Genomic DNA, 12,473 nt, shown 5'->3' with positions numbered 1-12,473 from the left:
AAAAATACAAAAAAAACCGCCAAAGCGGTTTAAAAAATAATATTTATATGTTAAATGACTATTGACCTTGTTGAGCGTCATTAATCATTTTCTCATTTGCAGTGATTGCAAACTCTACTCTTCTGTTTTTAGCTCTTCCTGCATCGGTATCATTTGATGCAACTGGCATAGACTCTCCTTCACCTGAAGCGAATAATCTGCTAGCAGCAATTCCTTTAGAAATCAAATAAGATTTCACAGAATTGGCTCTTCTTTCAGATAACTTTTGGTTGTAATCATCTGCCCCTTTGCTATCGGTATGCCCGTAAATATTGATGTTTGTATCTGGATTATCTACTAAAACTTTAGTTAATTTATCAAGATTTGTTTTAGCAAGTGCTGTAAGCTCTGATGAATCGAATGCAAAAGTAACAATACTTTCATTCATTGTGATTTTAATACCATCTCCTACTCTTTCTACTTCAGCACCGGGAAGAGTTTCTTTAATATCTTTGGCTTGTTTATCCATTTTGTTACCGATAACGTTACCTGTAACTCCACCGATAATACCACCTAAAACAGCTCCTAAGGCGGCATTTTTACCTTTACCTACATTATTCCCCAATATACCACCAATTACGGCTCCTGAAGCCGCACCAGCTGCAGTACCTCTTTGTTGGTGATTAGAATTTTGCACTGCTTCACAACTTGTTAATAACAAAGCTGAAGATAAAAATAATGCTGCTATATATGTTTTGTTAAATTTCATCTTAAAATATTTTTTTATTATTATTTAGTGTAGTCCATTCCTGTTCTTTCGAAATTGTAAACCACTTTTATAGAATTACCTTCAAATGGAACATTTTGCTCTAAAGAAAACTGGTCTGTTGTAGAATTAATTACATTCAAAGTATATCCTGCTGTATTTTGCTTAGCCTTTGTACCGTCTGCAATTTTTTTGAATGTGAAAACATTACCTTTAATATCAACCTTTATGGGCTGTATTACATTAGGGCAAGAACCACCACCGTTTAATGTATAAGAACCTGAATAATTATTGGGTATAAACCTCCAGTGACTTCCTACAAAACACTGTGCATCTGCACCTTCGTCAAAAGGTTTGATTTTGTAAGTCTTATCGTAATTGATGCTTACAATCTGCCAATCACCTTTCATTTTTAGAAATTCTGATCTTACCGCTTGTGCATCTTTAGCTTTATTGACTGTGGAACAAGACACTGCAAAAAGTGAGGTTCCCACTATACCTGCAAGTAATAGCTTTTTCATATTGTAGTTTTATTATTTTAACATTAAAGATAATACAAAAAACCGTGCCAAATTTTATTTATTTCAAAAAAAATAAAGCCTGAAAAACTCAGGCTTTATTTAAAATTATTTTAATCTATCTGATTATTATTTCTTTACAGATTTCTTAGCAGGTCTTGATTTTTTTACCGCTTTTACTTTTACAGTATTCGATTTTCCGTCGTAGAAATTGTTATACGCATACTCCGCTGCTTTTTTCACGTCGATTACACCACCAGCCTGAGATTTTTCTCCAAACTCGTTTTCTGAGCTCAAGTTGCTTGTTTTCACAAGAGCTTCAATAATCTGTGCTGGTTTAAGATTTGGCATGTAAGCCAACAACACTGCCGCTGCTCCTGCTGCTACTGGTGAAGCCATAGAAGTTCCCTGTTGATAACTGTATTCGTTAGTAGGAACCGTAGAATAAATCTCTTCTCCTGGAGCAAATACATTCACCATTTTTTTATTGTAGTTTGAAAAATCTGCTCTCAACTCATTATTTCTGTTGGTACTAGCACCTACAACCATTACATTATTCACAAAAGGTGCTTCGTCTGTAATATTTTTAAAATTGGTAGGATACGCTAAATGCTCAGCAACATCTTCATTTTCGTTTCCGGCAGCTTTTACCAATAATACTCCTTTATCCTGAGCATATTGAAAAGCATCCCATACTACATTTTTACCTGGAGAAACAGGTTTTCCGAAACTCATATTCAAGATTTTTGCTCCGTTGTCTACTGCATATCTTATCGCATTGGCAACATCTTTATCTCTCTCATCACCATTAGGAACCGTTCTTACCGACATGATTTTTGCAACTCTTGATGCCACACCATATTGTACTTCTTTACCTTGTGGTAAACCAGCAATAATTCCGGAAACGTGTGTTCCGTGTTCTGCATCAGGACCTTGATAATGGTTGTTCCCATAGATTTTTTCAGAATAATCATCATAATTATCCCCTACAATTTCTGCTCTTGGGTCGTAATTAATATCATATTGTTTTGCCATTGGACCAAAGTAATCTAACGCTCCTTTCATCTGCTCTTTCAGCATAGATTCTACTTCTGCAGGAGTTTTTCCTGTGAATGCAGGGTCTTTAGCAATATTATTAAGAATTTCTAACGCTACCGCTTCAAGTTGAGTAGAAGGTTTTTTATTTTTAAGAGTTTCAGCATTTAAAGGTTGACCTCCTAAAATCGCAACCATTGAAGGAATCGCTTCATTAATCATTGTATAACGCTGAAAGCTTTGTCTCGCATCCACACTTTTTTTAGTAAAAAGCTCTTTAGACTTCATGTACATTGCAAATTCTTCTGGCATTTTTGCCTGATTTGCTTTGTTTTGAGTAGAATTATCACCTTCAAAAACTGGTTTATATTTTGCAACAACTCTAGTAACCTCCATATTATCTATACCGATATCACCATTTTTTCCTCCTATAAAATTCCATCCGTGAATATCGTCTATGTAGCCGTTTCCATCATCATCTTTACCGTTATTGGGAATTTCATTAGGGTTTTTCCACATATTGTTAATCAACCCAGGATGATCTACCTGAACTCCGCTATCCAAAACACCAACAACTACTGTTTTAGGTTTTAGACCTTTTGATTCTAAAAACTTGTAGGCATTTTCTGTATTAACACCATAAACTTTTGTTGTAGCAAAATCTTTATGATACCAAGTCATTAAATCTTTATCTTCTTTTGGATCAACTGCAGGAGTTTTCTGAGCTGATGAATAAGTAAAGCCTGCTAAAAAAACTGCGGCCAACATTACCTTTTTCATATGTAGAATTTATTTATTTAATAATCGTCTATAAAAGCAATATCTATCGGTATTTTACCAATTATAAGGCTTTGTTTTGATTATAATTTTTTAATATTTTTAATATAAGTCATCGATTCTGGTCCTTTGTTACAAATAAGATCTATAATCGACAAATCATTAAAAAATCCTAGTTTATCGGTGAATGTTTGATAATACTCATCCATGTCGTATTCTGAAGCTGTTTTTGCCGAAAACTTTTCTCGGAAATTTACTTCTTTAGGATTTTTGATATATTCTTCATTCAAAGAGTATGCCTTTTCCGTTTTTAAAATATCTAAAATGATCTGAATACTTTTTATATTAAAATCTAAAAGAAATTTCTCTTGATTATCGAAAATCTTCTTCAACTTATCTTCATAATATTCAAAATATGGCGAGCCTTGGTAAACTGTTTTAATAGATTTCCAATGAAGTCTTGGCCAGTCTTCTCTATAAGAGATTTCGGTATTTTTAAACTCGCGACTACCATTATGATTGACAGGAATAATTAATGACAATTTCCCATTGGCTCCATAAATATTGGTACGGTTTCTAAAGGTTTGCTTTGGGAAACTTTCATACTGCTCAAATATCACTTCATTTTCAGCATTCAAAAATTCTGAAAACCATGAAATAGGTGGTAAATAAAATACCGGTAATAATATATTTTGCATAATCATTATATAGAAAAAATGAAGTATTTTTTCAAATACTTCATTCATTTATTTTTTTATTTAATTATATTTCGTCTTCTTTTTTCTTTCCGAATAATTTCATGAAATATTCCCAACCAAAGAAAAGAACTAATATCATCGCTGCAATCCACCAATAAGAAGTTTTGTTGGCTTCTCCGGTATTGGTTGCTTTAAACATTCTGTCCCAACGAACTTTGAATGGTGCTTGATATGTTGATCCGTTATCACTAAATGCACCTTGCAAACTCATCCATGTAAACATTGGTTTTCCTACAATATTTTCTTCAGGAACAAAACCAAAGAATCTCGCATCCAAAGAAGCATCTCTGTTATCTCCCACCATCATATAATAATCCTGCTGAATCGTATATTGGTTGGTTTCTTTTCCGTTAACGAAAATTTTTCCGTTTTTGTTTTCTAATGAATTATGCTCATAGTTTTTAATAATCCACTGATATTCTGGCAAAGTATTTTCATTAAGCGTAACGACATCCCCCTTTTTAGGAATTTTTAGAGGTCCATATTGATCCTGATTCCATCCGCTATTGATAGGGAAAATAGAATTTGTTGTGTCTATTTTAGTTCTTGCTTCATCTCTGTAAGCAATTGCTAGTTCTCCTTTAGGCTGAATGTCTTCCTTCATTTCAATTACCTGAGGAAGCTTTTTGATTTCTGCAGCCATTTTATCAGTTAATCCCTGAAATGCATAAACAAACCCATTACCATTTGGAATTTCCTGTACAGGTAAAAAACCAAAAATATTGTATAATCCCGGAATATCAAGTTGGCTACCTGTAGTGACAATATATCTGTGCTGAACTTCCTGATCACCTAAAACAGTTTCCGGTTTGTTATTAACAAAAAGTCTTCCGTTTCTCATCTCAAAAGTATCTCCTGCAACTGCAACCAATCTTTTCACATATGGATCAGCTCTGTCAAGTGATGTATGCACAGAATCTCTTGGATAATTGAAAACAACAATATCATTTCTTTGAGGTTTGCTGAATTGGAAAATTCTTTCGTAAGGTAATTTTACCGCTTCAACATAAGATTTAGGATCGTCTTTAGGATTACCAGGTTCGCCAGTATCCATAATTGTTCCTTGTAAAAAAGGAATGGCTACAGGACGCATCGGTAATCTGTAACCGTAGCTCCATTTATTTACAAAAAGGAAATCTCCAACCAATAAAGTTCTCTCCATTGATCCGGTAGGAATTCCGAAAGGCTGTGTTACAAAAACGTGAATAATCGTTGCAAAAACAACTGCAAAAGTGATTGATCCCATAAAGGTATCTTTCTTTTGTGCGTTTTTCTCTTCTTCTGTTAAATATAAATCATTTTCATCCTCAAGCTCGGTATCTTTAGAATAATTTACCGTTGCCATATAAATAAACGGCAAAATAACCGTCAACAATTGATCTTTGAATAGGCTTTTTCCAAATTTTCTCATTAAATACAAATGAAAAACACTCATCATAATAGGTCCTACAATGGGTAGATATGACAAGATTGCCCACCATTTAGGGTGTTTCGTTTCTTTAAGTATAATGAAATAATTATAGAAAGGGATAAATGCGAATACCGGATTATACCCTAATTTCTTAAACAGCTTCCAAGTGGAAATCCCCATCAATACTGATAAAATGAGAACATAAACTGTGTACGTTAAAAAATAATTCATAAATTTTTGTGCCTAATCTGTAATTATAAATGATTAATGATAAGCGATAAATGTTGATAGATTCACTATTGACAATTCACCATTCAGTCTTATTAGTTTGCAATGTAGGGATTTTGTTACAAATCTAGAGTCCTAAAACATCTTTCATTGTAAAGTTTCCTTTTTTATCTTTAATCCATTCTGCAGCAACGACAGCTCCCAAAGCAAAGCCGTTTCTGTTGTATGCTTTATGTTTTATTTCGATTTCGTCTACTTCACTTCTGTAATACACAGAATGCGTTCCCGGAACTTCATCTTCACGGATTGCAAAAATACCCAATTGTTTTTCCTTAGTTTCCTCAAGCTTCCAAGCATCATATTTTGCATTGTTCTTGATGATTCCTTCTGCCAGAGAAATAGCTGTTCCACTTGGTGCATCCAATTTGTGGATGTGATGAATCTCTTCCAACTGACAAGAATATTCATCGACATTTTTCATTAAATCTGCCAATTTTTCGTTTAAAGCAAAAAATAAATTAACGCCTAAACTGAAATTTGAACCATATAAAAATGCAGTTTCGTTTTCTACAGCCAATTGTTCAACTTCAGCTTTTCTTTCCAGCCAACCTGTTGTTCCACAGATTACCGGAATTTTATTTTCAAGACAAGCTTTAATATTATCAAAAGCAACCTCAGGAAGCGAAAACTCAATCACCACATCCGGATGATTAAGATTTTCAGCGGTCGGAGTTTCTTTCAGTCGGGCAACGACTTCATGACCTCTTTTTAAGGCAATCTCATCAATTATCTTCCCCATTCTTCCGTATCCTACTAATGCTATTTTCATAAAATTTTGAAACTTATTATCTTACTATTTATTATCTTTTTCTAGAATCTGAAACTTAAAGCTAAGCCTGTTTTTGGAGGATTAGTATTAAATTCATCATAGATTACCGCAGGAGCTAATGTTAAATCTGGATCTTTACGACCTTCATACAAATGGGCATCTACCACAGCATCTACAATATTTAAAATATAGATTAATCCTGTAATGGCAATTGCATAATCTCTCTGTCTTTTCACTTTGTCTTGTGCGTTTCCCAATGCCACCTTATCAAAAGAAGGGTGTCTGTCTAGAAAGTCATTTTGAGCACCATTAAGTTTTGCAACATAATATTCGCGATACTTTTTATATTGATTTTCATTCCAGATAGCTATCCCTACTCCGGTTCCTACAGCTCCCCAAACAAGGGGCACTTTCCAGTATTTTTTATTGTACACCTGTCCTAATCCCGGCAAAACTGCAGAATACAGACCTGCTTTTGTAGGATTTAGCTTTTTTACTTTTAAAGAGGCTGGTGCATTTGCTTTTTCGATATCTGCAACCACTTTAGCTTCAGCCTGCGGTTTTACAGCAGGAATACTGTCTGTAGCATAATGCTCTAACCTGATGGTGTCTCTAGGATTGGTTTGTGAAAAAACCAGCCCTGAAGAAAGCAGAAAAAAAGAAAAAAGAATGTTTTTCATTTATTTAATGTGAGATAAAATATATTCCAGCTCATCTTCATTTTTAAAATCTAAAACAATCTTACCTCTTTTACCGGTTCCTGTTGTTTTTATCTCAACTTTTACATCAAGAATATCTGAAATCGCTTTTTGAGCTCTTTTATAATTGTTTGAAAGCTCAGCTTTTGCTTTTTTTGCCGCTGGAGATTTTGGATTTTTCAAAGCGGTAGCCGCTTGCTCAGACTGGCGTACATTCAATTTTTCTTTGATAATTAAATCAAATAAAACCTGCTGAAGCTCTTCATTTTCAAGACTGATGATTGCTCTCCCATGGCCTGCAGAAATTTCTCCGCTACGGATGGCGTTCTGAATATCCGGGCTCAATCTCAATAATCTAATTGAGTTGGTAATCGTACTTCTGTCTTTTCCTATTCTTTGGCTTAAGTTTTCCTGAGTAAGACCTATTTCTTCTAAAAGTCTGTGATACGTTAAAGCAATTTCAATCGCATCAAGATCTTCACGCTGAATATTTTCTACAAGAGCCATCTCAAGAAGCTCCTGATCATTTACCAAACGAATATATGCCGGAATACTTGTTAATCCTGCAATTTTACTCGCTCTGAAACGTCTTTCCCCAGAAATAATCTCAAACTTCTCCCCTTCTTTTCTTAAGGTAATAGGCTGAATGATGCCTAAGTTTGTAATCGACTGTGCTAATTCGTTTAAAGCTTTTTCGTCAAAATAAGTTCTTGGCTGCGTAGAGTTGGGATAAATATCTTCGATGGAAACCTCCATGATATTCCCAACAAACTTATCTGCGCCCTCATCAGTTGCTGTGTTGACCATAGCTTTGGATTCAGCACTTAAAATTGCTCCCAAACCACGTCCCATCACTCTTTTTCTATCCTTCATACTATGTTATTGGCTTATTTTTGATTTTAGTTTTTTACTAAATTTTCGTTATTCAACAATACCTCTTCTGCAAGCTGAATATATTGAATGGCACCTTTACTTTCAGCATCATAATTTAAGATACTTTCACCGAAACTTGGTGCTTCACTCAATCTTACGTTTCTGCTGATAATGGTTTCAAAAACCATCTCTGGGAAGTGAGAATTTACTTCTTCTACCACCTGATTAGAAAGTCTCAAACGGCTGTCGTACATTGTCAACAACAATCCTTCGATATCTAAATCTTTATTATGAATTTTCTGAACGTTTTTAATCGTATTTAAAAGTTTTCCAAGACCTTCCAAAGCAAAATATTCACATTGGATTGGGATAATCACAGAATCAGCTGCTGTTAAAGCATTCACTGTAATCAAACCTAAACTCGGTGCACAATCGATGATGATATAGTCGTAATCGTCTCTTATTTCCTCCAATGCCTTTTTTAACATATACTCACGATTCACTTTGTCTACCAATTCAATTTCGGCAGCTACCAAATCGATGTGAGAAGGTATGATATCTAAATTTGGAGTTGTTGTTTGCTGAATACAGAGTCTGGTTTCAACACTATGTTCCAAAAGATTATAGGTAGAATATGGCACTTCTTCCACACCAAGACCTGATGTTGCATTTGCCTGTGGATCTGCATCAATAATTAGGATTTTCTTTTCTAAAATACCTAATGCTGCAGCTAAATTTACGGCAGTAGTAGTCTTTCCTACTCCACCTTTCTGATTAGCGATACCTATAATTTTTGCCATTGCTCAAACTTTAAGCCTCAAAAATACACTTTTTTCTCTGCTCTTGGGGAATGACTAAAATGAAAATAGAGTTAAAATATTGTTAATAAGAACTTTATACATTAAAAAAATTATCCACAAAAATAAATTTTTGTGGATAACTATTGAGATTCGCGTTTAAGATATTTAATTATCAAATTTCATGGTGATTGGAAACTTAAAATAACTTCTTACAGATTCCCCTTTTTTATTTTTGCCCGGCTCCCATTTTCCTTTTACAGCTTTAATGGTTCTGATTGCTTCTGCATTGAAAGAAGCATCTTTTCCGTTGGTTTTAATATCTGAAATGGTACCGTTTGTTTCTACAATAAAAGTAACTGTGGTAGAAACACTACCTTCCTCTTGAAAAGCAGAAACATCAAACTTATTCATCACTTTATTTCTGAAAGCATCAATACCTCCTTCGAATTTTGCGCCTACGCTTAATTCAGTCTCAATTTCATTTGGGTCTTTTACTATAGCCGGTGGAACAACTCTTGGTGGAACCACAGTTCCAGGACCTGAAATCACACTTGTAGGAACATTAATTCTTGGAGCAACCGGAGCATCAAAATCATTTTTCACTCCTGCAATGGCATCTTCGGGAATATCTGTTACGATATTACTTTCGTCTGCATTTTTCGTAGGAGTTACCACTTGTGAATCGAACTGTTTTACACTTGGTGGTGGAGGCGTAACAGTTTGTGGAGGTAAAACTACTTCAACTGGCGGATCAACAGGATCAATCATATCAATATCAGGAAATTCACAAACTGTTGTAATAGTTCCACTTCCTCCTCCATTAAAAGCAGAAATTACAGTTGGAATCATAGAAACCGCAGCCAATAAACCGACACCTATAAAAAATGCTTTGGTTAAGATTCTGTCTGATTCCGTTCTTAATGCATATGCCCCATACGCTTTGTTCCGGTTTTCGAAAAGGATTTCGTTCAGTCGAAATTCCTGGTTGTGTTCTAGGTGTTTCATCACTATAAAATTAAAATTGTTACTATATAGATTATCAGTTTTCAATACTATTTGAAATAATCTTTGAAACAATATCAAAATATTTGCCAAAATTTTATTAAAAAATTACTTTTATAGAAAAATGAGTGTTAAAGTTTAAATTTTAACTATTTATTGAATATTGTTTTAGCTGGAAGATGGGAGCTTGAGCATAGAATTTTAAACAACTATAGACTACTTATCAATCTATTGATAAGCCCGTTACGATAAATAAAAATTCTTTTAGACAAGCAGATAAACTTTCGTCTTCTGAAAGTGATAAAAACTTGGATAAAATCTTCAATTTGGTGGTTTAAAAAACTAATCCTCTCTTTTTTGACTATACTTTGAAACAAAAGACCACTTCCCTAGCCCAGATAGCAACGGTTACCCCGCAACAAGCGATGGGAAAGTCGGAGGGGTTTGGTGCTGGAGCGTTATGGAGTGAGGAGTATGAGTGGATAGCTGGAAATAGCTTCTTGAAAATGAGTAATGAGTAATTAGTAATGAGTGATAAATGATAATGACAAAAAAAGAGACTATCGATTGACAGTCTCTTTGATTTATGTGAAAATAATTTTCTTAGAATAATTCTTTTCTGATGATGTTCTGACTTCTTTCAGGACCTACAGAAACTAAGTAAACGTTGATTCCCAAATACTTTTCGATAAACTCGATGTATTGCTGAGCCGTTTCTGGAAGTTCGTCGTAGCTTCTAGCTTTTGTGATATCTTCCGTCCAACCTGGTAATTCTTCGCAAATTGTCTCGTAATTGTATAATTTCTCTGTTGAAGAAGTGAAATAATCGATGATTTTTCCGTCTTCAGTTTTGTAATGTGTTACGATTTTAAGGTTTCCAATCCCGGTAAGAACGTCTAATTTCGTAATTACTAAGTTATTGATACCGTTAATCATACAAGCATGCTTCAAAGAAACAAGGTCTAACCAACCTGTTCTTCTTGGCCTTCCTGTAGTTGCTCCGAACTCACCACCGATTTGTCTGATTTTCTCACCCAATTCGTTGTCTAATTCAGATGGGAAAGGTCCGTTACCAACTCTTGTACAGTATGCTTTTGCAACACCGATTAAGTTTTTAAGCGCCGTTGGTGGAACTCCTGCTCCTGAACAAACGCCTCCTGTAGATGGAGAAGATGAAGTAACGTAAGGATATGTTCCGAAGTCGATGTCTAGCATCAACGCTTGCGCTCCTTCGAATAAAACGTTTTTACCATCTCTGATCGCCTCGTTTAACTCAACTTCGGTGTCAACAATTCTGTGTTGAAGCTGTTTTCCGATTTCTAGATATTCGTTGTAAATTTCTTCAACGTCTAACGTTGGTTTTCCGAAATATTTTTCAAAAAGAGAATTCTTAATTTTTAAGTTTTTCTCGATTTTGTCTCTTAAAATCTCAGGATTCAGAAGGTCTACCATTCTGATTCCCACTCTTGCAATTTTATCTTCATAGCAAGGTCCGATTCCTTTTTTCGTGGTTCCGATTTGTGTTCCTCCGTGCTCTTCCTCACGGTAAGTATCCAAAAGAATGTGGTAAGGCATGATGACATGCGCTCTTCTGCTGATGAAAATGTGATCAGTTCTCATGTTTTTGCTTTCGATCTGATTCACCTCCTTAATGAAAGATTTAGGATTTACCACTACACCATTGGCAATGATACACTTCCCTTTGCACTGAAGAACTCCCGATGGAAGAAGGTGCAAAACGAATTTCTCTTCACCTACATAAACCGTGTGACCAGCGTTGTCGCCCCCTTGGAAACGCACCACATAATCTGATTTTGCAGATAAAACATCCGTTATTTTTCCTTTACCTTCATCTCCATATTGAAGACCTACAACTACGTAAGTTGACATATTTTACTTTTATTTTAGATTCATGCAAAATTACTTTTAAAAAATTGGGTGGGCAAATTTGTGATGGATTTTATTTTTTGGTGGGGTGGAAATCATGTGGTTAAAGTTGTAATTTTGATATCAAATTAGATTATATTTGAAAATAAATTATTAAAAAAACACCTTATGAAAAATCAATTAAAATTACAATCTGAATTGCGAAAAGGCGAAAAATCAGGTTTTATAAAAAACTTTAACCGCAAAAACTTCTTAACCAATCTTCACAAAAAACACTTAAAATAAAATGCAAAAAAACTCAAAAGATGAACTTTTAAAAATAGCCGATGAATATGTACTAAATAACGCTGGTGATTATGTTGAAGTTAGTTACACAGAAGATTATGATGAACTTTTCGTTTTCGGTTACCAAGCAAAGGATAAAAAGGTGAGACTTGTGGGACAAGGTCCAATAGTTTTAGTGAAAAAAGATGGAAGAATATTTGAATATGGAAGTGGTACAGGTGAGGAAGAAGCTCTTATTGAAGTAACCAATAAATTAAACCAAGAAAGATTAATAAGACTTTACTATAAAAATTATAATATTCAAAACGACAATTATAATCTAATAATTACTGATATATATAAATTAGACGAAGGTGAACATCTCAATGAACTAATAACTGTTTTATTAAGAAACAGAATTCAATATTTTACTCACGATGAAAATAATAAAATACGATTTCATTATTATACTAAAGAAAAATTAGAAGAAATACTAAAGCAGACACCCGCCAACTTAGGAAGATATTTTTGTTATAATCATTTATCTGATGCTCTTGTTGATCTTATGAAAACGAATGCTTATTTTAAGTGGACATTATCAGAAGTTAAATAATTATAATCATTAATTACCTATCTACCACAACACCA

At 34.2% G+C, this 12,473-nt stretch carries 12 protein-coding genes; 1 reads left to right on the top strand and 11 read right to left on the bottom strand.

Going from position 1 to position 12,473, the window contains the following annotated elements; genetic code table 11:
• Positions 1-58: 58 nt before the first annotated feature.
• The 11 genes from LO744_RS05600 to LO744_RS05550 all read right to left on the bottom strand — a co-directional run bounded on the left by LO744_RS05600 (position 59) and on the right by LO744_RS05550 (position 11,564).
• Complete coding sequence (locus LO744_RS05600; protein ID WP_230667692.1) at positions 59-748, bottom strand: OmpA family protein; 690 nt, start codon at positions 746-748, stop codon at positions 59-61.
• Between the two features lie 20 nt (positions 749-768).
• Positions 769-1,266 (bottom strand): lipocalin family protein, encoded by a 498-nt coding sequence (locus LO744_RS05595; protein ID WP_230667690.1) that lies wholly within the window; start codon positions 1,264-1,266, stop codon positions 769-771.
• Positions 1,267-1,392: 126 nt separating this feature from the next.
• Positions 1,393-3,078: a S8 family serine peptidase gene (locus LO744_RS05590; protein WP_230667687.1), complete on the bottom strand. Its 1,686-nt coding sequence runs from the start codon at positions 3,076-3,078 to the stop codon at positions 1,393-1,395.
• 80 nt (positions 3,079-3,158) lie between these two features.
• The gene (locus tag LO744_RS05585) at positions 3,159-3,773 is read right to left on the bottom strand and encodes a WbqC family protein (protein WP_230667684.1); all 615 of its coding nucleotides are present in this window, start codon (positions 3,771-3,773) and stop codon (positions 3,159-3,161) included.
• Between the two features lie 64 nt (positions 3,774-3,837).
• Complete coding sequence (lepB, locus tag LO744_RS05580) at positions 3,838-5,475, bottom strand: signal peptidase I (protein ID WP_230667682.1); 1,638 nt, start codon at positions 5,473-5,475, stop codon at positions 3,838-3,840.
• Between the two features lie 124 nt (positions 5,476-5,599).
• Positions 5,600-6,301 carry a 4-hydroxy-tetrahydrodipicolinate reductase gene (dapB, locus tag LO744_RS05575; RefSeq protein ID WP_230667680.1) on the bottom strand — a complete coding sequence of 234 codons (702 nt, stop codon included), beginning with the start codon at positions 6,299-6,301 and terminating at the stop codon, positions 5,600-5,602.
• Between the two features lie 41 nt (positions 6,302-6,342).
• Positions 6,343-6,981, bottom strand: coding sequence for a DUF5683 domain-containing protein (locus tag LO744_RS05570; RefSeq protein WP_230667678.1), 639 nt, complete (start codon positions 6,979-6,981; stop codon positions 6,343-6,345).
• Positions 6,982-7,872, bottom strand: a complete 891-nt coding sequence (locus LO744_RS05565; protein ID WP_230667676.1) for a ParB/RepB/Spo0J family partition protein — start codon at positions 7,870-7,872, stop codon at positions 6,982-6,984.
• Between the two features lie 26 nt (positions 7,873-7,898).
• Positions 7,899-8,672, bottom strand: a complete 774-nt coding sequence (locus LO744_RS05560) for a ParA family protein (protein WP_230667674.1) — start codon at positions 8,670-8,672, stop codon at positions 7,899-7,901.
• Between the two features lie 165 nt (positions 8,673-8,837).
• Complete coding sequence (locus LO744_RS05555) at positions 8,838-9,677, bottom strand: energy transducer TonB (RefSeq protein WP_230667672.1); 840 nt, start codon at positions 9,675-9,677, stop codon at positions 8,838-8,840.
• A gap of 600 nt (positions 9,678-10,277) precedes the next feature.
• Entirely contained in the window at positions 10,278-11,564 is a 1,287-nt protein-coding gene (locus LO744_RS05550; RefSeq protein WP_230667670.1) for an adenylosuccinate synthase, read from the bottom strand.
• 283 nt (positions 11,565-11,847) lie between these two features.
• On the opposite strand from LO744_RS05550, the gene LO744_RS05545 reads away from it, so the two are divergent.
• Positions 11,848-12,438: a hypothetical protein gene (locus tag LO744_RS05545; protein WP_230667669.1), complete on the top strand. Its 591-nt coding sequence runs from the start codon at positions 11,848-11,850 to the stop codon at positions 12,436-12,438.
• Positions 12,439-12,473: the final 35 nt, after the last annotated feature.

Source organism: Chryseobacterium turcicum (assembly GCF_021010565.1).
GTDB classification, from domain to species: Bacteria; Bacteroidota; Bacteroidia; order Flavobacteriales; family Weeksellaceae; genus Chryseobacterium; species Chryseobacterium turcicum.
Note: the sequence above shows the minus strand (reverse complement) of the source record. Positions and strands in the feature narration are given on the sequence as shown.

Excerpts from the sequence above, each read along its gene's own strand:
- lepB (WP_230667682.1), bottom strand. The coding sequence starts at position 5,475 with ATGAATTATTTTTTAACGTACACAGTTTATGTTCTCATTTTATCAGTA.
- dapB (WP_230667680.1), bottom strand. The coding sequence starts at position 6,301 with ATGAAAATAGCATTAGTAGGATACGGAAGAATGGGGAAGATAATTGAT.
- LO744_RS05585 (WP_230667684.1), bottom strand. The coding sequence starts at position 3,773 with ATGCAAAATATATTATTACCGGTATTTTATTTACCACCTATTTCATGG.
- LO744_RS05545 (WP_230667669.1), top strand. The coding sequence starts at position 11,848 with ATGCAAAAAAACTCAAAAGATGAACTTTTAAAAATAGCCGATGAATAT.
- LO744_RS05590 (WP_230667687.1), bottom strand. The coding sequence starts at position 3,078 with ATGAAAAAGGTAATGTTGGCCGCAGTTTTTTTAGCAGGCTTTACTTAT.
- LO744_RS05550 (WP_230667670.1), bottom strand. The coding sequence starts at position 11,564 with ATGTCAACTTACGTAGTTGTAGGTCTTCAATATGGAGATGAAGGTAAA.
- LO744_RS05600 (WP_230667692.1), bottom strand. The coding sequence starts at position 748 with ATGAAATTTAACAAAACATATATAGCAGCATTATTTTTATCTTCAGCT.
- LO744_RS05555 (WP_230667672.1), bottom strand. The coding sequence starts at position 9,677 with ATGAAACACCTAGAACACAACCAGGAATTTCGACTGAACGAAATCCTT.
- LO744_RS05560 (WP_230667674.1), bottom strand. The coding sequence starts at position 8,672 with ATGGCAAAAATTATAGGTATCGCTAATCAGAAAGGTGGAGTAGGAAAG.
- LO744_RS05595 (WP_230667690.1), bottom strand. The coding sequence starts at position 1,266 with ATGAAAAAGCTATTACTTGCAGGTATAGTGGGAACCTCACTTTTTGCA.
- LO744_RS05565 (WP_230667676.1), bottom strand. The coding sequence starts at position 7,872 with ATGAAGGATAGAAAAAGAGTGATGGGACGTGGTTTGGGAGCAATTTTA.
- LO744_RS05570 (WP_230667678.1), bottom strand. The coding sequence starts at position 6,981 with ATGAAAAACATTCTTTTTTCTTTTTTTCTGCTTTCTTCAGGGCTGGTT.